The sequence below is a fragment of the Shewanella sp. GJ50-10 genome (assembly GCF_055808815.1).
Genome location: NZ_JBVVSS010000001.1, coordinates 468780 through 492999 on the forward strand (window position 1 = coordinate 468780; position 24220 = coordinate 492999).

Genomic DNA, 24220 nt, shown 5'->3' on the forward strand with positions numbered 1-24220 from the left:
CGCTAACTTTCGATGCTAAATTTACGCTTTAGTGCTGATGATATGACCTGCATTTCCAACAGGTTGCGGTTGGGGTTGAGCTGCTTCAATTAACTGCATTGCCATTTGTCCTTCTACCTTTTGCTGATTTTTGGCCATAACAGCGATTTTTAAACTGCTACCTGAATCGATGTTAGTTGGCATTGATGATGGAGAGTTAATAGATAAAGACATGGGAGCTCACTTATTAAATTATGGCTATTCAATACGACATGTAGATAGCTTAACTTGTTATCGACTTCCTAATAAAACTCTGAAGTGTATTTTACAAATTTTTTCTGAATGGCTATTACCTTGCGCGCAATTAAAATATGCTAAGATAAATTACTGCTATTTAAGCCAAACCATTTAAAAAATTAGGAGCGATCATGAGCCAAGAACTTGATCCCTTAGCACTAGAAAACCAAGTGTGTTTTGCTATGTACAGTGCTACTAATGCACTTATCCGAGCATATCGCCCGTTACTGGATGAGCTATCACTGACCTATCCGCAATATTTAGTGATGATGGTGCTTTGGAAAGAGTCTGGTATCAGTGTCAAAATCCTCGGTGAGAAACTACATTTAGATTCAGGTACGTTAACACCACTTTTAAAACGATTGGAACTGAAAGGGTTGGTGATCCGCGATCGCAACAAAGAAGACGAACGAGTTAGAGTTTTGCATCTCACTGAAGAAGGTACAGCCTTGCATGAGCAAGCTAAAAAAATCCCTGAATTAATGCGTTGTAAAGTGGGCGGTAATAGCGATGAACTACGACAATTAAAGCAGTTAAGCGAAAAAGCGTTGAAGCATTTACAAGGTTAAACTAATTTACACTTCTGTCATAAAAGTTAAATTAAACTGTCATATACTTCAATTTATCATACCCATCAATCTCAACATTGGCTTGAGCACTATCCTTTGGTAAAAGGAAATGGAAGTCGTTTGATTATGTGGCAAATTTTTACCCGCTTTTTAGCATTAGGTTTTATTAGTTTTGGTGGCCCAGCAGCCCATATAGGTTACTTCAGGCAAACCTTTGTTAAAGAGCTGAACTGGCTTGATGATAAACGCTATGGCAGTTTAGTGGCGTTAAGCCAGTTTATGCCCGGACCAGGCTCAAGCCAAGTAGGCTTTGCTATTGGGTACCATCGCGGTGGTCTTGCTGGCGCGATTGCCGCTTTTGTTGGCTTCACTTTGCCTTCCTTTGTTTTACTCTTTTTGCTGGCTGTAACTAGTGCGCATTGGCTTGAAACCCAAGTGGTTGGCGGCGTTATTCATGGCCTGAAATTACTGGCTGTAGTGGTGGTTGCAGATGCAACACTAGGTATGTTCGGTCAATTTTGCCAACGTAAAACCGCGCGCATGTTAATGGTCGCAACTGCGGCAAGTATTATGCTATTTCCATCGCTATTAACTCAAATAGTGGTGCTGTTAGTCGCTGCCATCATAGGTTTAGTGCTGCTGACTAAAGGCGAAAACATTACCCCAGACAATACACCGATAAAGCTGAATTATGTTTGGCTGAGCGTATTTATCATAGGCTTACTCGCCAGCTTTTATTTCATCAATCAAACAGGCACTTTAGGACAAGTTTTTGCCCAGTTTTATCAAGTGGGTAGTTTAGTGTTTGGCGGCGGGCATGTTGTACTGCCCCTGCTTGAAGCCAATGTCGGTGAAATGGTGAGTTCAGATCGCTTCTTAACGGGTTATGCATTAGCGCAAGCGGTTCCTGGACCTATGTTCACCTTGGCAACCTTTTTAGGCGCTGATTTATGGTTAGAGCAACCTATATTAGGTGCTATTGTCGCGACATTAGCTATTTTCATTCCTGGCTTTTTATTAATGCTGGTGGGACTTAAAAGCTGGCATGCTATTAGTGAAAGACCTGCCATTTCAGGGGCGATTGCTGGCGTGAATGCCGCAGTAGTTGGATTACTATTAGCTGCACTTTATAGCCCAGTATTTACCTCGGCAGTGGTTGAACCCATTGATATGGCGCTAGTGTTAATTGGCTTTGCCGTATTGAAGATTGCCAAACCTAACATTGTATTATTGGTACTTGGTTTTGCGATAACAGGCGCACTGGTTAGCTTTTTATAAAAGGTATCACCAGCAATAGTAGTTAATTACCAATAATCGTTAATTAGCTACTGCTGATGATTGAAATACAAAAAGTGGTAACCGACTTTTTAGTGGTTACCACAATTAATGTTTAGCCTTTATTTCGCAAGTTCAGCGGCTGTGTCGGCAAAAATGCCTTGCATGTCTTTTGCTTCTCTTTCAGTTTGGCCTCCGTGCTTAAGGAAAGCGCTAATAATCGTTTGCGTTTTTTCTTCTTTCGCTCGTTCTAAAAAGTAGCGTAATTCAAGCTCAGTCCCCACATCTTCATTCTTTATAGAAGCAGCAATAATCTCTTTATACATGACAATATCACGTATTTCCCAGCCAACGACTATGGCAAGTAATTGAGCTATAAACGATTCAATTTCTGCTTCTGGTACAAACTGAGTAATTATGTTTAATGCTTCAGCTTGCTGAGGGCTAAAATCTGCGCCAGTGAGTAATGCTTGAAGCGCTTTTCCTTTACCTAAACGACGAGCAAATTGCACCGCCCCTTGTCCACCCGTTGGGATATTGATGTATAGCTCTGGTTGTGCAAAAGCGGAATTTTCGGTGCCGTAAGCTAAATCACATGCCATAACAAATTCATTACCGCCGCCGCGTGCTACACCATTAACCACAGCAATAGAAAGTTGTTTCATTGCTTTAATGTTGGCAATCAGGTGGTTAAATTCTATAGATGATGCTTGCCCACCTGTTGTTCCATTAATCACGTTAAGATCTAAATGAGCAATAAAAAATGCATCATGAAAAGATGTGAATACAACAGCTTTAGTTTCTCGATCATCTTTTAATGACAAGATAAATGAGTTCAACTCGTTAATTAAATCAATGGTTAAAATATTAACAGGAGGGTTTTTTATAAGTACTGTTGCCACGCCTGCTTCTTTAGATATCATCAATTTATTCATAATAATTTCCTCTTATAACAATCAAGTTAGCGACAACGTTTGTGTCACTTCGAATCTAGATAGCCACTATAAAAAATTTATTAGCATCCATATACAAGCTAAAGTGAACTATACTGATTCCAAAATGGAAACAATTGAGCTTATATGGATCTCGCGAGTCGATTATTACTGTTACTTGAAGTTTCAGAGTTAGGTAGCTTTGCAAAAGTATCTGAACATAGGAATGTCAATCGGTCTGCCATTTCCAAGCAGATAGACAAATTAGAGAAAGAGCTTGGTGTGCATCTACTGAATAGAACGACACGTTCATTGTCATTAACTGCTGCTGGAGCGGAGATGGTGAATCAAGCAAAGCAATTGAGAGACTTACTCAATAATGCTAAGCGTTTAGCTGAGAATTATCACAGTGAACCTAGGGGAAACCTTAAGATTTCCAGTTCTACGCTGTTTGGTCGTCAGTATGTTCAGCAAGCTATTTTGAAGTTTCAGGCTCAGTATCCAGACATTAGCGTAGAGCTATTGTTAGAAGATCGGAAAGTTGATTTAATCGGAGAAGGCTTTGATATTGGGTTTCGAATTGGCGAGCCTAAAGAGTCGAATTTGATTGCAAGAAAAATAGCGAGGAACAGGTTACTCATTGTCGCTGCACCAGAGTTTGTCGAAAAATATGGTCAACCGAACTCAATTCCAAAGCTAGAGAGTCTACCTGCAGTTGTATATTCTGCGAATGGATTAGTTATTGATAAGTTTAAGTATCATGACGCCTTGGGGGACGAAGGATTTATTCAGCTTAATTGCGCTTATAAAGTCAATGAAGTTGAAATGATGGTTAACACAGCAGTCGCTGGAAGAATGTTCACCGTGACTACGGCTCAGATGATTGAAAATGAGATTTTAGCTGGTCAGCTAATACCAATAATGACTCATGTGAACTTGGCCGATTATGGCACCTTTTACGCAGTATATCCTCATAGAGATTCACCTTTAAAAACAAAACTATTTATTGAAACTCTGAAGGAAGTGATTGGCGATAAAAAGCCTATTTGGGAGTCGCGTATACCCGGGTTCGACACCATGTACGGTAATGCTACGTGAAACCATTGTTAGTATATTCAATTAATAAAAAGCCCTGAGCTCAGCTCAGGGCTTTTATGTTTTTTATCTAAAAATCAACCCTAAGCTAGCAGTGCATTTTCTTGGTTCACTAGTCCTTTCAGCTGTTTGACCAATGGGGTTTGGGTCAGTAATTCAGCTTTTACGGCACACACTTTAAACTCAGGAATTTTTGCCACAGGGTCAATGGCATTAATAGTGAGCTTATTGGCGGCCGCTTCTACAAAATGGAACGGCAAAAACAATACTCCAGCTTGGGCTCGCTTAGTGACAAAAGCGCTGATTTCAATTTCGCCGCGACGAGTCGACAGTTTTAGCATATCGCCATTGTTCACGCCTAATTGCTCTGCATCAAACACAGAAATCATCACCCGCGGTGAACCTAATGTGTCTAAACCTTGGGTTTTACGACTTAAGGTGCCGGTATGGAATTGCTCTAACAAGCGACCCGTCGATAATATCAATGGATATTCGTCATCGGTAGGCTCCGCGGGACTACGATGCTCAACGGCAGTAAACAAACCTTTGCCTTTAATTGGCCCAGTTTGATGCAGCACCGAAGTGCCCGCATCTTGCTCGCTAGCACATGGCCATTGAATGCCTTTGCTAGGTTTGCCTTGTGCATCATTATTGAGCCTGTCCCAAGTGATACCTTGATATTGTGGCGTGACTTGATTTATCTCATCAGTAATAGCTTGCTCGTTAGCATAATTCCAATTTGCGCCCATTTTGTTGGCAATAGCATGAACGATTTTCCAATCTTGTTTAGCTTGCCCAGGTGGTGTTAGCACTGGTTGCAGACGCTGCACGCGGCGTTCGGTGTTAGTGAAGTGGCCGAGTTTTTCAGCAAATGAAGCCGCAGGTAAAACGATATCAGCCATTTGAGCGGTTTCAGTCAAAAAGATATCTTGCACAACTAAGAATGGAATTTTCTCTAATGCTTCAAATACGTGGGCTTGGTCGGGATCGCTAAGTACTGGATTTTCGCCCATCACATAAAGTGCATCGACTTTATCGTGACTGATAGCATGCATCACTTCAGTAGCGGTCAAGCCTACATTTGGTGATAGCGTGGTATTCCAATGCTGCTCAAACTTCGCCTGAACGACTGGGTTATCGACTTTTTGATAGCCAGTGTAATACTGCGGCAATGCACCCATGTCACAGGCACCTTGCACATTGCTTTGACCGCGTAGTGGGTTAATACCTGCACCTGACTTACCTAAGTTGCCACATAGCATTTGCAGGTTAGAAATTGCAGTCACATTGTCATGGCCAGAGGTATGCTGGGTAATGCCCATGGCATAGTAGATGGCAGTCTTTTCAGCGGTGCCGATCATTCTTGCCATTGCAGCAATATTATCTGCACTGATCCCACACACTTTGGCGGCATTTTCTAAGCTATATTCAGCTTGCAGTACTGTATCGATTACTGCATCAAAACCTTCAGTGTGCGCAGCAATGTAATCAGTGTCATGCCAATCATGACGGATTATCTCGGCCATAATGGCGTTGATTAAGGCCACATCGCTGCCCGGTTTTTGCGCCACATAAAGCTCGGCTTCATCTGCAATAGAGACTCGCTTAGGATCGGCAACCAGCAAACGGGCACCATGATGACGAATGGCTTGCTTGATTTTAGAGGCAATAATGGGGTGCGCATTACAGGTGTCTGAGCCCAAAATAAAGATTAACTCTGAATCTTTAATTCCCGGGATATCACCGGTCATCGCGCCGCTACCTAAACTTTGCTGCAGCGCAGATACCGTACTTGCATGACATAAGCGGGCACAATGGTCGACGTTATTGGTACCTAGCACACTGCGGACAAACTTTTGCAATAAGTAGTTATCTTCATTGGTCGCTTTCGCCGACGCCAAAGTGGCAATGGCATCGCCACCTTTACTGGCTTTTACTTGGCTGAGTTTACCTGCAATGGTGTCAATCGCTTCATCCCATGTGCATGGAATTAGTTCACCATTTTTACGCATCAGTGGTGTAGTTAAACGTTGCTCACTTTGAATAAAGTCGTAACCAAAGCGGCCTTTAACACACAACATACCTTCGTTTACGTCTGAATCGTTACTGCCTTCAACGTGGCAAATTTTGCCTGTTGATGGTGATACGCTAACGTTAATACGACAACCGACACCACAATAGGTACAAATGGTTGAGGTCGTTTCAAGTTGTTCGGTACTGCCTTGGCGTTTATCACGAGAATCGACTAACGCACCCGTTGGGCAAACTTGCACGCAGTTTCCGCATTGCACGCAATCACTGTCGGCCATCGTAGCTTTAAAGCCCACTCGAGGCGCTTGACGTAATTGGCATGCTTGATCCGTTAACTCAGTCGGCAGCGCTTGAAAGCTGTCTTGCTCAAATCGAATCGCACTATGGCCGCTTTGCTGGTCACAAATATCGACACATTTACCACAACTAATACAGCGGTTAGCATCAAACTGAATAAATGGGCTGGTTTTATCTACGGCAAATTGCTGCATGCTGGCGGTATCGAGTGACTTGGCTTCAACATGATATTCAGTGGCGTAATCTCGCAGCTTACAATCAGTATTGGCCTGACAGGCACACTCTAAACAGCGAGCTGCTTCTTTCATTGCCTCTGTGTGCTCAAAGCCTTGCTCAACTTCATTAAAGTTAAGCTGGCGTTCAATGGCACTTAACTCAGCCATTTTGTAGCGGGCTTCAGTTTGAGTGCTTGGGTAAAGTTCGGCGCTTAAATCTGCGGTTTTAGGTGCCTTAGTTGCATTAAATTGTTGCGGCGTTAGCTCGCAGCTTAATCCTTGATTAAGTAGCTTATCGATTGCCACGGCCGCTTTGCGACCATCACCAATTGCTGCTACTGCTGTGGCGGGTCCTGTTCGGGAATCACCAATCACAAATAGCTTATCAACACCTGCTGACATGGTGTGTTCACAGCCAATAAAGGTATTCCAGCGACTTAAGGCGATTTCTCCGCTAGTTAAGAAACTGTCAGGGTGCTCTAAAAAACTCATGTCTGGTGTTTGAGATACCGCGGCAATCACAGTATCAAAGGCTTCAATAAAGGTTTCACCAGTGGCTTTAGGTGAGCGTCTGCCTGATGAGTCTGGTTCGCCTAATGCCATTTTTGCAAGGTTAATGGCGGTCACTTGGCCATTATCATCACTGATATTTTCAACTGGATTGGTTAAAAAGTGAAACTTTACTCCCTCGACTTCTGCTTCATGCACTTCATAAGGCTCAGCTGGCATCGCATCGCGGGTACGGCGATAGATAAGCGTGACATCATGGCCAGCACGAACTGCGGTGCGAGCACAATCAATAGCGGTGTTACCGCCACCAATCACGGCGACTTTTTTACCTATAGTGAAGGTTTGTTCAGTGCAGTAATCCCGTAAATAATCGACACCTAAATAGCAACCAGCCAATTCGCTACCTGGATAGTTCATCGGCACGGCTTTTTGCGCGCCAATGGCTAAACAAACCGCGTCATAGTCATCAGTGAGTTGCTTTAAATGGACGTCTTCACCAAGGCGAGTATTGGTCTCGATTTCAAGGCCATTATTGCTGAGTAGGGCAATTTCTTTATCGAGAATATCTTTTGGTAAACGGTACTCTGGAATACCGTAACGAAGCCAGCCGCCAGCTTGTGGCATGGACTCAATAATGCGGACTTCATGGCCTTGGTTTGCTAAAAAGTAACCAGCACTTAATCCCGCTGGGCCGCTACCAATAATGGCAACTTTCTTACCCGTATCTGGCTTACGCTCAATTTGGTAACTATTGTCATCAGCTAAATCAAGATCCGCGGCGTGGCGCTTTAACTGACGAATGGCAACGGGCTCATCCACTAAACCTCGGCGACATTCTGCTTCACAAAATGCAGGACATACACGGCCAATAGATAAAGGCAGTGGTAAGGTTTGCTTAATCACTTTTACAGCTTCGGTGTGATTACCTTGGGCGATATGATGCAGGTAACTTTGTATATCAACGCCAGCAGGGCAGGCTTGCTGACAGGGCGCTTCACAGTCAGCAAAATGATCAGACAAAATATGAGTTAATGCTTCACGGCGAAGTTCACTTAACTCAGCTGTTTGGGTAGTGACTTGCATGTCGTTGGCAACGAGAGTTTTACACGCCTTGGCTTTGCGGCAACTGCCATCGTTGTTTTTAATATCAACAACACAAAGATTACAGTCTTGTTTGTGTTGATTATCTGTAGAGTTCGAGTCACATAAGCTAGGGATAATAATGCCTGCTTCCTGTGCAGCTTGTAGAAGATTCCTTTCACTATTAACCGACAAAGACTTGCCGTCTATTTTGAGTGTAATCATCTTGAAGGCCTTGTTAGAGTTATCTTTGGCTTTAAAGCCTTTATTAGTCCTACAAAATATACTGATTTAGATAGGAACAGAATGAACTGGGATAGTGGGTGGCCTTTTTTGCAAACAGTCTCACGCTCAGGGGGGATTTTGTGCGCCAAGCAGATTTGTTGGTATTGAAAATTTGAAGTTGATCGCCCTTAGTTTGCAAGATGGTTCAGCGATCGCATGAGTTGAAATGATGCTAAGTTATTAGCCTTATCTTGTTAAGTGAACGCTAACGTGTATCACGAAATGGTAATGTTTGTGACCGGCTTGTTATTAATGTCAAATTTATAAAGTTAAATTGAAGATGACATATATACTTTAAAGGTTATCAACTTTTAAGGTAAGTTATATGCTGCGTTTATCCCTTCGAAATAAGCTGCTTGCACTGTCTCTTATTCCTCTTTTTGTCATTCTCACCCTAGTGTTAGTGCTGTTCTATATCAGTGAGCAAAAATCTTTAAATAATGACATTAATGATTTTCGTCACGAGTTAGTGTTAGAACGTAAAAATCAACTCAAAGAAGCTGTCGAAATTGCTCAAGGTGTAGTTGAGTACCAACTTAATTTAGGTGACCAAGGTAGCGTGAATCAAGCGTTAAGGGATCTACGCTTTGGTAGTGCAGGTTACTTTTTTATTTATGATGATGCGGGGGTAAATATCTTCCACCCGATGCAACCTCAGCTTGAAGGCCAAAACAAAATCGATATGACCGATCCTAATGGGACAAAAATAATTGTCGGTTTATTGAATGCGGCCAAATCGGGTGAAGGTAACTTCTCTTATTATTACCAAAAGCCCAACACTCAAGGATTAACCGAAAAACTGGGCTATGCGGTCATGATCCCCAATACCAATTGGATGCTAGGTTCGGGTGCGTATATTGATGATATTGAAGATGTGATTGCCAATTTTGAAACCACTAAGCAAGAGGAAATGAACGCGAGCGTGTTGTCATTCTTACTGCTCACTTCAATATTAGGAGTCATCACCGCAGTATCGTTAATTGTTATTGCCCATCGGATGGTGCAGCCGATTCAGAATATGGCTCACTCATTAAATGATATTGCCAATGGCGATGGGGATTTAACCCAAAGATTAGTCGTAAATGGCAGTGATGAAATTGCTCAGTTAGGGTTGGCATTTAATTTGTTTGTTGAAAAACTGCAAGCCATTATCACTGAAGTATCGGGGGCGACCGATGAAGTAAAAGGCGCGGCTAAAACCATCAACGATCAAACTGTGACAATTTCAAATCAGCTTTATAGTCATAACAGCGAAGTCGACCAGATAGTCACCGCGATTACTGAAATGTCAGCCACCGCTAACGATGTTGCCCAAAACACTAATAGCGTTGCTGAAGCCACTGAAGATGCCTCTGATTTTGTATTAAAAGCGCAAGAGTGTGTTGATATCTCGCTTAATGAGGTGTCGCAATTAATGACTCAAATTGACAGTGCAGCGGGTAATATTGAGTCACTTAGCGAGCAGTCTAAAAAGATTAATTCGGTGTTATCTGTGATTGGCGGTATTGCTGAACAGACCAATTTGCTGGCATTAAATGCAGCTATTGAAGCAGCAAGGGCTGGCGAGCAAGGCCGAGGTTTTGCTGTTGTCGCCGATGAAGTTCGCAGCCTTGCTAGTCGCACCCAAGCCAGCACGGTTGAGATTAATGAAATGCTATCGGAATTGCATAATTTAGTCAGTCAGGCCGTTGATGCTATGGAGCAAAGTCAGAAAAGCGGCGTGCGCTCAGTGGATTCATCAAAAGCGATATCAGAAAGCCTTGGTGCGGTAACATCTTCTGTTACCAGCATTAATGATATGAGCACCCAAATTGCTACGGCGGCAACAGAGCAAAGCTCAGTGACAGAGGAAATTAATCGCAATATTACTTCAGTGCAAGAAATCGTTAACGAGCTATTGTCGTCAAGTCAGCAAGCGGCAGAAGTCAGTACTACTGTGGCAAGTTCTGGAGATTACTTATCGACGTTGGTGAGTCAATTTAAGGTGTAAATCCATTATTGAATTATAAAGCCCAACAGTGAGTTAATTTCATTGTATTTACTGAGATAAAAGAGCCATTGCAACGTTTGTTGCTTGGCTCTTTTTTATGTCTAATTAATTCATAAAAGGTCAGTTAATGTGTTCATCAAACTTATTCAACTTACTTGATTGTAATCATGGCCAACTAAAGTGACAAAAAGTCATTAAAACGACCTAGGTTTAGCGCTGGCGATAGGTTAGAATACTCGGTTTGCAGCAATCTAAATTTCCATAAAGTAGAAATCATCATGTTTGAAGTAAATCCAGTTAAATTCAAAATCAAGGAACTCGCTGATCGCACCGAACTTCTTCGGGGGTATCTTTGACTACGCTGCTAAGCAAGAGCGTTTAGAAGAAGTAACACGTGAGTTAGAAAGTGCCGAAGTATGGAACGATCCAGATAACGCCCAAGCACTTGGTAAAGAGCGTTCATCATTAGAAGCCGTTGTAAAAACGATTGATGATATGGACAGTGGTCTTGAAGATATTGAAGGATTACTCGAACTTGCCATTGAAGAAGACGATGAAGAAACCTTCAATGATGCCAGTGCTGAGCTTGATGGTCTTGAAAAACGTTTAGAGGAACTTGAGTTCCGTCGTATGTTCTCAGGTCCACATGATGCATCAAACTGCTATTTAGATATTCAATCAGGTTCAGGCGGAACGGAAGCTCAAGATTGGGCTAACATGATCTTACGTATGTATTTACGTTGGGGCGAAGCCCACGATTATAAACCTGAATTGATGGAAGTGACCGATGGTGATGTCGCCGGTATTAAAGGGGCAACCATTAAGTTTAATGGCGAATATGCCTTTGGTTCATTACGTACAGAAACTGGTGTTCACCGTTTAGTACGTAAGTCACCATTTGACTCGTCAGGTAAGCGTCACACCTCATTCTGTTCGGTATTCGTTTACCCAGAGATTGACGACTCGATTGAAATTGATATCAATCCATCTGACCTACGTGTCGATACCTACCGCGCCTCTGGTGCTGGTGGACAGCACGTTAACAAAACAGAATCTGCAATTCGTATTACTCATTTACCGACGAATACCGTGGTGCAGTGTCAAAATGACCGTTCGCAACATAAGAACCGTGACGCTGCAATGAAACAATTAAAAGCTAAACTGTTTGAGTTAGAAATGCTTAAACAGAATGCTGATAAGCAAGCAGCGGAAGACGCCAAATCAGATATTGGTTGGGGCAGTCAAATCCGTTCGTACGTGCTTGATGATGCCCGTATTAAAGATTTACGTACTGGTGTTGAAAACCGAAATACCCAAAGCGTCTTAGATGGCGACTTGGACAAGTTTATTGAAGCTAGCCTTAAATCTGGCCTTTAACGAGAGAAGAAGATGACTGAACAAACTCAAGACGAAAACAAGTTAATTGCAGAGCGCCGCGCGAAGTTAGACCACATCCGCGAAAACTGCCCAGCAAATGGTCACCCAAATAACTTCGATCGAAAACACAAGGCTGCCGATATTCAAGCTGAATACGGTCATCACACTAAAGAAGAATTGGAAGGCATGGACATCCAGCGCTCAATCGCTGGTCGTGTTATGGCTAAACGTGGCCCATTCTTGGTTATCCAAGATGTATCTGGTCGCATTCAAGCGTACGCAGGCAAAGATGTTCAAAAAGATCTTAAAGCCACGTTCCAAGGTTTAGACATCGGCGACATCATCGGTGTGACCGGTAAGCTTCACCTTTCTGGTAAAGGCGACTTATACGTGAACATGGAGCAGTACCAATTGCTGACTAAAGCATTGCGTCCGCTACCTGAAAAGTTCCACGGCTTAACTGACCAAGAAACCCGTTACCGTCAGCGTTACGTTGACCTAATCGTTAACGAAGAGTCACGTGAAGCATTCGTCATGCGTTCAAAAGTGGTTTCGGCTATCCGTAACTTCATGGTGAAAAAAGAGTTCATGGAAGTTGAAACCCCAATGATGCACAGCATCCCTGGTGGCGCTTCAGCTCGTCCATTCGAAACGCATCACAATGCACTCGATATCGCTATGTACTTACGTATTGCACCTGAGCTTTACCTTAAGCGTCTAGTGGTTGGTGGTTTCGAGCGAGTTTTCGAAATAAACCGTAACTTCCGTAACGAAGGTTTATCGCCACGTCATAACCCAGAATTCACTATGATGGAATTCTATATGGCATACGCTGATTTCAACGATCTAATGGACTTAACTGAAGAAATGCTAAGCTCTATCGCGACTGAACTTTGTGGTTCTCCACAACTTCCATACGGCGAGCATACGGTTGATTTTGGTGGTCCTTACGCGCGTTTAAGCATGTTAGATGCGATTAAGAAGTACAACCCAGACAACGAAACAATTCAGTCTATGACTTACGAAGAAGTTAAAGACCTTGAGTTTATGCGTAACCTTGCGAAAAGCATTGGTATGACAATCGAGAAGTTCTGGACTTGTGGTCAATTACTTGAAGAAATCTTCGGTGAAACTGCAGAGCCACAGTTAATGCAACCTACCTTCATTACTGGTTACCCAGCTGACATCTCACCACTTGCACGTCGTAACGATGAAAACCATTTCATCACCGACCGTTTCGAGTTCTTCATCGGCGGACGTGAAGTGGCTAATGGTTTCTCTGAGCTCAACGATGCAGAAGATCAAGACAACCGCTTTAAAGCGCAAGTTGATGCAAAAGATGCAGGTGATGACGAAGCAATGTTCTACGACGCTGACTACATCACAGCACTAGAGCACGGCTTACCGCCAACTGCTGGTCAAGGTATTGGTATCGACCGTTTAGTGATGTTATTCACTAACACTCACACTATCCGTGACGTGATCTTGTTCCCAGCAATGCGCCCACAAGGGTAATTGTTGGTTAAGCCTGATGTTCATTAAGAGCAGGGCTTAATTTTGCTTTAAAGCAAGAAACTAAAAACCAGCCGCAAGGCTGGTTTTTTTGTGGGGAATTTTTCTAGATCTTATCAGTAACAGTTATTTTATTTGTTTACTTAATAAGAAATCAAAGTCGTGGTGCTTCGCCCACACCCGACGAAAGGGAAACAACAGCATTTCCCTTTTCGATATCCCTTGCCGCCCCTACGAAATTGCTCCTAAAAGCGAGCAAGCCTCATACTTATTCGAAAATAGCTAACGCTTTAGACAGGCCATCCATGGCCAACTAAAGCTAGCCTGACGTCCTGTCAGGCTTACGCTATTTTCTTCAACGCATTTCAGCAATTTCAATGGGGAATTGTTGTGCCCGCAGGCTCGTTTGTTGTTTAAGAGAGCATTTCTAAATTTAATAGTTCGAGCTAAGTTAGTGTTTTGATCTTCCTTGAATGTTCCATTTGACTTGAGGTAAGCATGAAAATCACGAGAGTCTGGCCACGGATTGCCAGCTAGCTTTCGAGGGGAAGGGACGGCCCTTCGTAAGCGTTAGAGCTTCATTAAACCAAAGTTGCAGCTTGCTGAAGCAGGCTACGAATAAAGCCGAAAGTTATGAAAACTCCATTGGAAATAATCGTTTTTCAGATTATTTCGTTGGAGCGGGTGGGCCTAGCTTTTAGTAAAAAGTAAGAGGGAGTTGACGTCCACTCCCTTTTGGTCGGGTGTGGGTGGAAAACCCACGATGTTAATCCAAACAAAGTTTGGAAATTTGTAAGTATGGAAATAAGAAATAAAGTCGTGGCGCTTCGCCCACACCAGACGAAAGGGAAACAACAGCATTTCCCTTTTCGATATCCCTTGCCGCCCCTACGAAATTGCTCTTAAAAGCGAGCAAGCCTCATGCTTATTCAAAAATAGCTAACGCTTCCGATCGGCCATCCATGGCCAAACGAAAGCTAGCCTGACGTCCTGTCAGGCTTACGCTATTTTCTTCAACGCATTTCAGCAATTTCAATGGGGGAACATTGAGCCTGCAAGTTCGCTTGTTGTTTCTAATTGTCAGGAAGTTGATTTTATCTCTATTTATTATGCTTTTGATCTTCTATGAATGTTCAATTTGAATTGAGGTAAGCAAGAAAATTGCGTGAGTCTGGCCATGGACGGCCAGCTAGCTTTCGAGGGGAAGGGACGCCCCATCGTAAGCGTTAGTGATTTTCGTAGCTTGTCGAAGCGGGCTACGAATAAAGCCGCAAGCTATGAAAACTCCATTGGAAATAATCGTTTTTCAGATTATTTCGTTGGAGCGGGTGGGTGTTCCAAGAGGGAGTTGACGTCCACTCCCTTTTGGTCGGTTGTGGGTGGAAAACCCACGATGTTAATCCAAACAAAGTTTGGAAATTTGTAAGTGTGGAAATAAGAAATAAAGTCGTGGCGCTTCGCCCACACCAGACGAAAGGGAAACAACAGCATTTCCCTTTTCGATATCCCTTGCCGCCCCTACGAAATTGCTCTTAAAAGCGAGCAAGCCTCATGCTTATTCAAAAATAGCTAACGCTTCCGATCGGCCATCCATGGCCAAACGAAAGCTAGCCTGACGTCCTGTCAGGCTTACGCTATTTTCTTCAACGCATTTCAGCAATTTCAATGGGGGAACATTGAGCCTGCAAGTTCGCTTGTTGTTTCTAATTGTCAGGAAGTTGATTTTATCTCTATTTATTATGCTTTTGATCTTCTATGAATATTCAATTTGAATTGAGGTAAGCAAGAAAATTACGTGAGTCCAGACAGGGATGTCTGGCTAGCTTTCGAGGGGAAGGGATGCCCCATCGTAAGCGTTAGTGATTTTTGTAGCTTGCTGATACAGACTAAATTTGAAGGCTAAAGCTGGATAATTCTCCGTTGGAAATTTTGCTGTTTAAATTTCGCCGGAGCTGCGGGGTATAGCTCTTAGCAAAAAGTAAGAGGGAGTCGCAGTTCACTCCCTTTTAGTCTGGTGTGGGCGAAGCGTCACGACTTTGAACTTAATCCAAACGAAGTTTGGAAATGAAATTAGGGCGCCCCATCGTAAGCGTTAGAGCTTCATTAAACCAAAGTTGCAGCTTGCTGAAGCAGGCTACGAATAAAGCCGAAAGCTATGAAAACTCCATTGGAAATAATCGCTTTCAGATTATTTCGTTGGGGACCCTTTTGGTCGGGTGTGGGTGGAAAACCAACGATGTTAATCCAAACGAAGTTTGGATATGTTGTTGCATATGAATAAAACAAAAAACCAGCCGATTGGCTGGTTTTTGTATCAGATAGATAGTCAACGCTATGAAGTGACTATTGACCTTTTTTGAACGGCTGGTAAAAATTGGTACGATGGTGCACAGGAATATCCTCTAGTGCTAATGGACCATCTTGCCAAGGGTTACCATTGTCATATAGGGACTCAAGTACGTAATAACGATTACCGTGCTGATTTAATAATTGCCAGCTTCTGTACTGACGATAAGAACAGTTATTATCACTACGAGGATCGCAATTACTGCTAGTTGGATTACCATTTACCCATTCAAGTGAACGGTACAGAACCACTTGATTGTTTTCCATATACCATTGCATGGGCGTTGTTCTATACAATATGCTGCCATCTGCAGAAGTTGCTTTTAGGTTCGCACTACCGTCGGCTAGCAACTCCCATTTGATCCCGTAACCCATTACATCATATTTGGGCTGGCTGCTGCTAAAACCATGATCCCAGTTACCCACCAAATCACTGGTTTGCCAGTTTGACGTTGATAGTGTTGTCGCCATATTAGTGTACTGCACATTGACTTCGCCTTTTTCATATTGGGCAAATATAGAGGCACCGCCTTTACGGTCAGAGCGATCATCAAACAGTTTTAACCATCGAATGCTGTAATCGCTAAAAGTCATTGTTAATGCGCCATCAGCATCGATAAGCCAAGTGAAATTCGCATTATCTTCCAGCACCGAACCGCTGCCATTCTCATCAAACTGATAAGTCATTGCAGGAAAGCTATTTTGCAGGCGATTCAACTCAAGTGCGGTATCAGAATAATGTTCAAAGACAATAGATTGTCCCTGTAGATCCTTCTCTTGCCAGACTTCTATATCATCGATATTAAAGGCTGTGAAATACATCTCTTCATCGATGATTTCGTTGGCAACCTCAATGCCGTTGTCTCTATCTACACATACTCGATGGCGTTTAAAGATTTCGACAGCTTGTTGGACACCTTTAAAGCGCCCCTTGATCATCTCAAAACGTTTACTTATCGGTGTATAGGTGCAAGTAGCAGGCTCTTCGACCCCTTCTATCCAATTAGAATAAACTTGAGTTGACCAAGTTGAGGCATCAACCACAATGCCATTTCCGTCAACGGACCAACTCGCTGTGATGATTTCGTCAATGCTCTGTTGTGTGAAAAGCCCATTCTCCGCGAAGTTGTAGGATAAATTAAATGGCAGACCCAATCTAACCGTTCCAGGTGCGCTGGCTAAGGTAGCGTAGTAGGTTTTGCCATTGGCTAAGAATTCACTCGCATTATTGCCCGTTTGCTGTTTTTGTTGATTTAGTAATGTATCAAACAGTGCTTTTCCTGCCTCATCGGCATAAATCTCATTTAAGTATTCTTGAAGCCCGACCATGCCATTGCTGGTTGGGACAAGCTGATTTTGTTCTTTTGCATAACTTAATGCGGTGGCTATCTCTAATAGCAGCTCAGTATCAACGCTTTTATATTTTGTCGCTAATACTGTTGCGTCAATACTTGTATCATTTATAAAGTTATTATCATCAAAAAGCGTGGCTAAATATAAGTAGTCAGCTGTGGTTAAGCTATTGAGATCAGCTTTTACATTGCCATTAACAGCAGATACCTGTTGTAATCTAGTTACTTTATTAAGTTCTGTTTTATTAGCTTCAGGCTCCTGCAAGTCGATATGTTGTAGTAGTTCGGCAATTAAGCCAGTTCGTACTAGTGGGTTTTGAGCTACATCTGCACTCAATTTATAAGAGCCTTGTTGCTGCAATATATCGATATCTACAGCTAGTACATAATTACCATCGGCATCGGTTGAGGTAACAAAGCTTTGTTCATTAAGAGTTAATGTAATATTAGTGTCGCTAACGATAGTACCGTTAGTGTTAGCATTACCAGTCAGCTCAATATTGTGATGAGTATTATTAACAGTGAAATCAAGTAATACCTCCGTTGATTCACCGCTGTCATCGGTAGCAATAAATTTAAGCTGACCGATTTCTGCTTGAGTGACTTTGGGCATCGTTATGGTGAGTGTGTCGCTCATTTCACCAGACAGTTCAGCCTTATTGCCTAGGACCTGCTGCCACTGGGTTGTTGCAACTTCACCATCTTCATCTTCCACTGTGGCAGAAAGAGTGTAAGTTTTGCCTTCATCAATTTGAGTTAATGGAGCTATAACGACAGTTGGAGCCTTATTGTTGAGCAATTGCACATTGACTGAACTTGATGCCTTTGCGCCTTGATTGTCTGTGACAGTCAGCTCGAATGTCACTTTTTGATCTTGATCTATCATCGGCATTGTAAGGTTCAGACTAGCACTATCTGCATCAGTCATCTGCACAGTAATACCTGCCGTTTGTTGCCATAAGTAGCTGGCAATACTGCCATCGCTATCAGTTGCACTAGCGTTTATTGTTAACGGCAATCCTTCTTTAACTGTCTGCTCTGCAATTGGTGCTATTTGAGGTATCTGGTTCTGAGGAGTGGGTGTTGATTCATCACTGCCGCCACAAGCTGTTAATGCCAATGTTAGAGGTAATAGTGCAAGTGAAGTGATTGTTTTTTTAGACATACCTTACCTTTATTATGATTATTATTGGTAAACCTATTGTCTACATATTGATTAGTTACTGCTTTAATTCCTTTTTAAGCGCTTACAATATATGCAGTGTTTAAGCTTGTTATTATCCTAAATATCACCATGAATTTACATTGAAATAACAAAAAAGCAACTGGGGAAAGTTACAAATTGTTAAGCTTAGAATGAATGACTAATCAACTGTTTTTGTAGGACTCTTTTATCTAAGAAAGAGACTAATATTGAAATTTTTAACTGAAGTCTAAAAGGTAATAAATAGACTCTTACTTCAGGTTGACTGAGATTATAGAAGTTAACTTAATCTCACAAAAAATTTGCGTTAGAGAAGAGGGTCAACAATGATGAGTGAAAATGGGACTCCACCCTAAGTGTTGAAGGTTTTGGTTGCTTACAGATGTAGCTACAAAAGAAGGTTAAAGGTGGATGGTTCTTTGTTGGATATTCCGCCGGAGCTACAAGGCGTAACTATTAGCAAAAATAAGAGGGAGTCACTGTTCACTCCCTGTTCGTCTGGTATGGACGAAGCCTCACGACGTTAATCCAAGCGAAGCAGGAAAATATTATCTTCACTAATTTGATGAATATGGGGCGTGTAATATGCGCCATTGAATTCGATTATTCGTTAAAGAATGCATAAAACATCGTTAGCGCGTTAGAGGTAGCACCAAATAAAAACACTTAACCGCTAAGCGAGCAGGTACTCATGCCTTTGATAAGCATGAGTACCCAAGGTGAGTTTATACTTTTAAATTATATATTTATAAATTGTCCGTTTTGCTGCTGTCTGCGCCTTTAACTTGAACTGCAGGAGTAAAAAATGGTTCTGTGCTGGTTAATGACTCAGCTGATTTTGCTGCATAGCGTGTAATCTTAGAATGCAGCGGTTTTTGAGATAAGGTCAGTAGCATTTCCTTATAGCGTCCATTACCGCTATTGCTAAGTACTTTACATAACCAAGCTAAAGAGTCGGCAAATTGTTTGTCTTGGGTGTTTTGAGCATTCCAAATGTACTGGGCAATATGATCAAGGCTTTGCTCATCTTGTAGTGGCAGTTTAATAGCCTCTCTAGCAGCGGATCTGATTTGAGTGACATCATTACTCACAAGTCTGGATAATAAGTCTCGGTATTGATCTGCAACGCCTGAAATATCAAGGCTGGTTTGAGTTGAGATTAAATCAACCACCCATTCTGTTTTTTCATACTTAAGCTCCATAGAGCCTAAGTTGATATAAGAAAGCCTAAGATTATGAAAAGTTTGACGACCAATAAATGGACGTCGATAACTACGAAGATATTGGCCTACACCATCAGGTTTACCAAGGTTTTCGATGACGGTGTCCAGCGTCACACCTTGGGTAATCAACTCAAAGTTAGCAAGGGTTGGGGTAACCGTGTTGGGGCTAACTTTTATTGCTGCGAGGTCAAACTCTTGAGGTTGAAATTGTGGGACGTCGTCTTTGTTAAGGGCTCTGATTGCACTTTTGAAATACTTCTTCACTTTCCGTGACGCTTCACTGCTATTTTGTTCGGTCAAAAGTGTTCGGTACCTTGGGTTTTGGCTTTCACCAATAGCTTTCGCTAACCAAGATATTGTGTCGTCAAATTCATCATGTTCTTTATCGCCTTTTTGGTTCATCGACCAAAGTGTAAAGGCAGCTAGATCCCATAGCTGAATATTTTCAGGCAAGCTGTGGTGCAATGCTTTTGCACCTAATTTTACTTCTTGTAGATTGTTGCTGGTGAGTAAGTCAACGTAGATGGTGTCTTTAGTATCAAAGTCTGCTTGAGTGGCAAACGGCAATAACACTAACAATAAAGTGAGTAGTTTTTTCATTATTAAATCCATTTAAAAGACTTCACTGAGCGAAGACTTAGATAATTCCCTTTTCTTGATTGATACAATAATGTTAACAGTTAAAGGATGATATTCGAAATATCTTTATAATTTTTCGTTTTAAAGGGGAGTAACTCAATATGCGGTCAATGAATTTATGGATAGTAAAACACATAAGTATAAATTGATTATCGGTTGATTTTATTGGTTAAAGTGTTGATTTTATTGGTTTAAGTGTTGATTTGAATGATGATAGTTTGAGTGGTATTGGTTTGAGCTGTGTTAGCCAATGGTATTGTAAATTGTGACTGCTGATTCACCCATAATAAACAGCTAGAACCCTCAAGTAGGTAGGATTCTCGAATAAGTGAAGCGGCTTTTCTTCTCTTCTCTTTGGATTGAATTAGATTGAACTAGGTTGAATGAAGAATTCACGACGCTATTCAAAATCTAGATAACTTAGCTAGCTAAAGTGTCTCCATCAACATGATGAACATTGGTTGAGTAATACGCTCCGCTGTATTCGATATTTAATGAAAAATACACACTCTGTTTAAGGTGACGTTTAATCGCTTGCTCAAGTTCTGTGCTTAACTCCTTAGTAAACTGCTCGTTTCTATGTGGTTTAGTGAGTAAAGAGACTGTGATAAGAATATGAGTATGTTTATACTCAGAGCAAGGGTAAGCTCTTGATTTACAAAGGCCTGCACTGGCATCTCTTAGATTAATGATACCTTCTATCTCATCAAACATATCTTTTGAACTGAACTCTAGATTATCTGAATACTTAATCTCTACATGAGGCATGTAAACAATTCCTTGGAAACACTGACAGAAGAATGAAGTGGTTAAACAACCACTTTAGAATAAGTTTCGCGGTTAATATCCGCCACCTCAACCGACAAAGAGCAATCCACCTTAATCAAGGTTTGTAACTGGGTTAACACCTGCTGGGTTAACATTGTCTTTTGCTCATCATTCCTGCCAGATAAGATCCTCATCGTCACATGGACAAATCCGATATCAACACTGCCTGTTTTGAAGTCTGAATAAGCAATGGCTCTTACTTTAATATCACTGCCTTGTGCTTGAAATAACCCTGACGTTAAAGCGCCTTGATGTACCAAGTTGACCAAAGCTTGGCCGTTAAGGTTAGCTGAATGTTCGACAATGCAATGGGGCATTTAGCTCTCCAATCTAGAATAAGTTTTGCTTATCTTGCGCCAGATGAAGACGAAATACCATGATTAATGCCAAGTGAAGTTTAGGAGTGAACTTAGGAGATCATTTAGTAAGGTTAAGTGATGTAGCAAGACCTAGGGAGTAAGTCGAAGAGTTAATATCGTATCAGGCGTTTAATCGCTGGTATAAAAAAGGCTTCAACTCCAACTAGAGCTGAAACCTTAGTTTCTACAATTGAATGCCTTTTAGCTACTCAATGCATAACCACCTTTTAGATGGGCTACATTATTAAAGCCTAAACGCTGCATTGCTTGAGCGGCCACAAATGATCGGCTGCCACTACGACAAACTAATACCCATTTTCGGTGCTTTTGATCTTGCTGCTGTTGAATAAACTGGACTAAACGGGTGAGCGGCACGTTTTCGCTGGAATCTTCAGTGTGTTGCAATGCATATTCGTGAGGCTCACGAATATCAATTAGGGTGACGTTGTCTTGCTGTAAGGCATCATTCAGGCTTTGATGATTGTATTCAACAATCGGTTGCCCTGCTAACTGACTCTCAGTTAATGCACCGCACATGATTTCGCTGCCGCTTTGGTCGCACAAGTGGCTGTCTAGCTGTGCCTTTTGCACTTCAAATTGTGCAAGGTTAAGACTGCCGTTGAGGGTGTTTGCCAATAACAGGTTTCGAGCACATTCAGCACTGAGATGGGTGGTAAATTCGTTATTGTAATCATGGCTTGCGCAGATCAAGGTTTGATCGCCGATCAACGAATGGAGTTTTTTAAGGCTTAAGAACATTGAAGCTGCACTACTTGAGTCAAAGTTAGTTCGGCCTAAGCTACCCATTAAAATCGTATCGCCACAAAATGCGAATTGGCACTGCTGGCTAATGTCTTGTTCATTATCAAATGGGTTACACAGTAATAATGACATGCTGTCATCGGTGTGACCGGGGGTAGCAATCTTTACTAACCATTGCTGACCGATATTGATGTACTGCAATTGATTGAACTGTTGGCAATCTTGTGGCCAACCTAAGGCATCTGTTTGTTGCGTCGGCAGATGTTTGTCTGCAAGGAAAGTGCGTCCAGATTGATGATCGGCGTGACCATGGGTGTCAATAATGGCCACTAACTCTAATTGCTGGCATTGCAATAAGGTATCTAAGCGATCGTTAATTTCTGGCAATGGATCGATAATGAAGGCTTGTTTGCTTTGTTGATCAGCGTACACCCAAGTGCAATTAGAGCCTGAGCGCAGCTGAACTAATCCATTGAGAGGTTGTTTTTCATTAATTTCGCCACTGTCTAATATCATGCAGCTATGGGTTAATGCTTTTGCTGCAGAAGTGATGCGCGCGCATGCTTCATCCACTTGTGCTTGAGTCATTGCAGGGCCAAACGACATTCTAATGGCTGACTCACTTTGCCAAGCAGGTAACCCCATGGCGTCGAGTACAAAGCTTCGGGTCACTTTCGATGAACATGCTGAGCCTGAACTGACACGGATATTGGCAGCATCGAATAAATCCATGATTTCTTTACTACTAAAGCCTGCAATTGCAAAGTTAAGGGTGGTTGGCACGCTGTTTTTAAAGCTGTGATTAAACACTACTTCAGGGAAAACAGCTTTTAGGGTATCAACCAATTGAGCTTGATAACCTCGTAGAATATCAATGTCGGCAAATGCACTATCTTGTTGATTTAATAACATCTCGAAAATAACGTTAATCGCTGCCATTCCTGGTAAGTTTTCGGTGCCTGAACGCAGGCCACTTTCTTGTCCGCCTCCAGCAATAATTGGCGTGAAAGGTGCTGATTGGCGGATATAAACAAAGCCAATGCCTTTAGGTGCATAGAGTTTATGGCCACTGAAAGGGGCGTAATCGATTGTGGTGTCAGCAAGGTTTAATGAGGTTTTACCTAGTGCTTGTACGCAATCTACCATCCAAAAAATGTCATTGTTGGCACTGCGTATGACTTGGTCTAGTTCAGCTAAGTCTTGAAACACACCTGTTTCGTTGTTTACTGCCATGGTACAAATCATTAAAGCATTAGGCGCTTCTTCTGCGATGAACTGCTTATCGAGGTTACCTAAGGCATCAACTGGAATTGCTTTAAGGTCTGCATTGATCCCTAAGATTTGATTCCAGTGTTTTAATGACTCAGGCACCGCTTTATGTTCTGTTGCGCCATATAACAAGCTATAGCTTTGATTCGTTGCAGAGAGTTTGTTTGCTTCAATTCTTTTTTTGGCTTCAACCAAGGCTGAGATGATTGCAGTTTGGATCCCTTCGGTGGCCCCACTAGTAAAGATAACTTTGCCAGTATCTGCACCAATGACTTTTTTGGCATTGCTACGGGTTTGTTCCATTAAGTCTTTCGCTTTAAGGCCGGTAATGTGGCTACTACTTGGATTACCAAACAATACTTTCATACTGTTTAATGCCGCTTCTGCAGCCTGTGGCAAAACGGGGGTTGTGGCGTTAGCATCTAAATAAATCTGGCTTAATGGTGACGTATTCTTCATGGGAGCGACTCATCTATTGATTAGTTGTTATATAGCTTTTAGTTATAACTAATTTCTTGCGGTTATATTAGCATTCTTTAAATATTGATCAAGATCACGTTTTGAGTGTTTGAGTGTTTTTTCGTCAAGTTTATTGTACGAAATAATATTTAAAGCTAAGTTTATGATTTGTTGGGTTTAGTTTTTGGCAGTTTGATGAAGTAGAAAAATAGAAGGTGATGAGTCGTTGGGGGAGATTGGATGTGTTCTTATTAGACAGGAATAAAAGCTACGCAACCGCAGCTTTTATTCATAGGCATAATATTGCGGGATAGTTTAGTTGATTTAAATGGATG

General features: G+C 41.9%; 14 protein-coding genes. 6 read left to right on the forward strand and 8 right to left on the reverse strand.

The window, feature by feature from the left end; genetic code table 11:
* Positions 1-21: 21 nt before the first annotated feature.
* A complete protein-coding gene (locus AC0L4E_RS01935) occupies positions 22-213 on the reverse strand; it encodes a cytoplasmic protein (RefSeq protein WP_473677759.1) in 192 nt (63 codons plus the stop codon).
* A gap of 194 nt (positions 214-407) precedes the next feature.
* Between AC0L4E_RS01935 and ohrR the strand changes: the two genes are divergently transcribed.
* Together ohrR and chrA are read left to right on the forward strand one after the other, a co-directional pair.
* Positions 408-845, forward strand: coding sequence for a transcriptional regulator OhrR (ohrR, locus tag AC0L4E_RS01940; RefSeq protein WP_473677760.1), 438 nt, complete (start codon positions 408-410; stop codon positions 843-845).
* A gap of 126 nt (positions 846-971) precedes the next feature.
* Positions 972-2123: a chromate efflux transporter gene (chrA, locus tag AC0L4E_RS01945; protein WP_473677761.1), complete on the forward strand. Its 1152-nt coding sequence runs from the start codon at positions 972-974 to the stop codon at positions 2121-2123.
* Positions 2124-2242: 119 nt separating this feature from the next.
* Here the strand turns inward: chrA and AC0L4E_RS01950 are convergent, their stop codons facing one another.
* The gene (locus AC0L4E_RS01950) at positions 2243-3055 is read right to left on the reverse strand and encodes an enoyl-CoA hydratase/isomerase family protein (RefSeq protein ID WP_473677762.1); all 813 of its coding nucleotides are present in this window, start codon (positions 3053-3055) and stop codon (positions 2243-2245) included.
* A 144-nt stretch (positions 3056-3199) separates the two neighbouring features.
* On the opposite strand from AC0L4E_RS01950, the gene AC0L4E_RS01955 reads away from it, so the two are divergent.
* The gene (locus AC0L4E_RS01955) at positions 3200-4150 is read left to right on the forward strand and encodes a LysR family transcriptional regulator (protein WP_473677763.1); all 951 of its coding nucleotides are present in this window, start codon (positions 3200-3202) and stop codon (positions 4148-4150) included.
* Positions 4151-4230: 80 nt separating this feature from the next.
* Here the strand turns inward: AC0L4E_RS01955 and fdhF are convergent, their stop codons facing one another.
* Complete coding sequence (gene fdhF / locus AC0L4E_RS01960; RefSeq protein ID WP_473677764.1) at positions 4231-8505, reverse strand: formate dehydrogenase subunit alpha; 4275 nt, start codon at positions 8503-8505, stop codon at positions 4231-4233.
* 385 nt (positions 8506-8890) lie between these two features.
* Between fdhF and AC0L4E_RS01965 the strand changes: the two genes are divergently transcribed.
* From AC0L4E_RS01965 to lysS, 3 genes are all read left to right on the forward strand, one after another.
* A complete protein-coding gene (locus AC0L4E_RS01965) occupies positions 8891-10555 on the forward strand; it encodes a methyl-accepting chemotaxis protein (protein ID WP_473677765.1) in 1665 nt (554 codons plus the stop codon).
* A gap of 278 nt (positions 10556-10833) precedes the next feature.
* Positions 10834-11932 (forward strand): peptide chain release factor 2 gene (prfB, locus tag AC0L4E_RS01970; protein WP_473677766.1). Its coding sequence is split into 2 segments (ribosomal slippage): positions 10834-10908 and positions 10910-11932, totalling 1098 coding nucleotides; the frame shifts between segments, so codons are not numbered across the junction.
* Positions 11933-11944: 12 nt separating this feature from the next.
* Positions 11945-13447 carry a lysine--tRNA ligase gene (gene lysS / locus AC0L4E_RS01975; protein ID WP_473677767.1) on the forward strand — a complete coding sequence of 501 codons (1503 nt, stop codon included), beginning with the start codon at positions 11945-11947 and terminating at the stop codon, positions 13445-13447.
* Between the two features lie 2340 nt (positions 13448-15787).
* On the opposite strand, the gene AC0L4E_RS01980 is transcribed toward lysS, so the two are convergent.
* The 5 genes from AC0L4E_RS01980 to AC0L4E_RS02000 form a co-directional block, all read right to left on the reverse strand.
* A complete protein-coding gene (locus AC0L4E_RS01980) occupies positions 15788-18307 on the reverse strand; it encodes a PKD domain-containing protein (RefSeq protein WP_473677768.1) in 2520 nt (839 codons plus the stop codon).
* 785 nt (positions 18308-19092) lie between these two features.
* On the reverse strand, positions 19093-20169 hold the full coding sequence (locus AC0L4E_RS01985) for a hypothetical protein (RefSeq protein ID WP_473677769.1): 1077 nt from the start codon (positions 20167-20169) through the stop codon (positions 19093-19095).
* Positions 20170-20628: 459 nt separating this feature from the next.
* Positions 20629-20976: a hypothetical protein gene (locus AC0L4E_RS01990; protein WP_473677770.1), complete on the reverse strand. Its 348-nt coding sequence runs from the start codon at positions 20974-20976 to the stop codon at positions 20629-20631.
* 41 nt (positions 20977-21017) lie between these two features.
* Positions 21018-21353, reverse strand: a complete 336-nt coding sequence (locus AC0L4E_RS01995; protein ID WP_473677771.1) for a 5-carboxymethyl-2-hydroxymuconate Delta-isomerase — start codon at positions 21351-21353, stop codon at positions 21018-21020.
* Between the two features lie 243 nt (positions 21354-21596).
* The gene (locus AC0L4E_RS02000; protein WP_473677772.1) at positions 21597-23885 is read right to left on the reverse strand and encodes an aminotransferase class V-fold PLP-dependent enzyme; all 2289 of its coding nucleotides are present in this window, start codon (positions 23883-23885) and stop codon (positions 21597-21599) included.
* Positions 23886-24220: the final 335 nt, after the last annotated feature.

Coding starts and splice junctions, on each gene's coding strand:
- AC0L4E_RS01935 (WP_473677759.1), bottom strand. CDS start 213: ATGTCTTTATCTATTAACTCTCCATCATCAATGCCAACTAACATCGAT.
- ohrR (WP_473677760.1), top strand. CDS start 408: ATGAGCCAAGAACTTGATCCCTTAGCACTAGAAAACCAAGTGTGTTTT.
- chrA (WP_473677761.1), top strand. CDS start 972: ATGTGGCAAATTTTTACCCGCTTTTTAGCATTAGGTTTTATTAGTTTT.
- AC0L4E_RS01950 (WP_473677762.1), bottom strand. CDS start 3,055: ATGAATAAATTGATGATATCTAAAGAAGCAGGCGTGGCAACAGTACTT.
- AC0L4E_RS01955 (WP_473677763.1), top strand. CDS start 3,200: ATGGATCTCGCGAGTCGATTATTACTGTTACTTGAAGTTTCAGAGTTA.
- fdhF (WP_473677764.1), bottom strand. CDS start 8,505: ATGATTACACTCAAAATAGACGGCAAGTCTTTGTCGGTTAATAGTGAA.
- AC0L4E_RS01965 (WP_473677765.1), top strand. CDS start 8,891: ATGCTGCGTTTATCCCTTCGAAATAAGCTGCTTGCACTGTCTCTTATT.
- lysS (WP_473677767.1), top strand. CDS start 11,945: ATGACTGAACAAACTCAAGACGAAAACAAGTTAATTGCAGAGCGCCGC.
- AC0L4E_RS01980 (WP_473677768.1), bottom strand. CDS start 18,307: ATGTCTAAAAAAACAATCACTTCACTTGCACTATTACCTCTAACATTG.
- AC0L4E_RS01985 (WP_473677769.1), bottom strand. CDS start 20,169: ATGAAAAAACTACTCACTTTATTGTTAGTGTTATTGCCGTTTGCCACT.
- AC0L4E_RS01990 (WP_473677770.1), bottom strand. CDS start 20,976: ATGCCTCATGTAGAGATTAAGTATTCAGATAATCTAGAGTTCAGTTCA.
- AC0L4E_RS01995 (WP_473677771.1), bottom strand. CDS start 21,353: ATGCCCCATTGCATTGTCGAACATTCAGCTAACCTTAACGGCCAAGCT.
- AC0L4E_RS02000 (WP_473677772.1), bottom strand. CDS start 23,885: ATGAAGAATACGTCACCATTAAGCCAGATTTATTTAGATGCTAACGCC.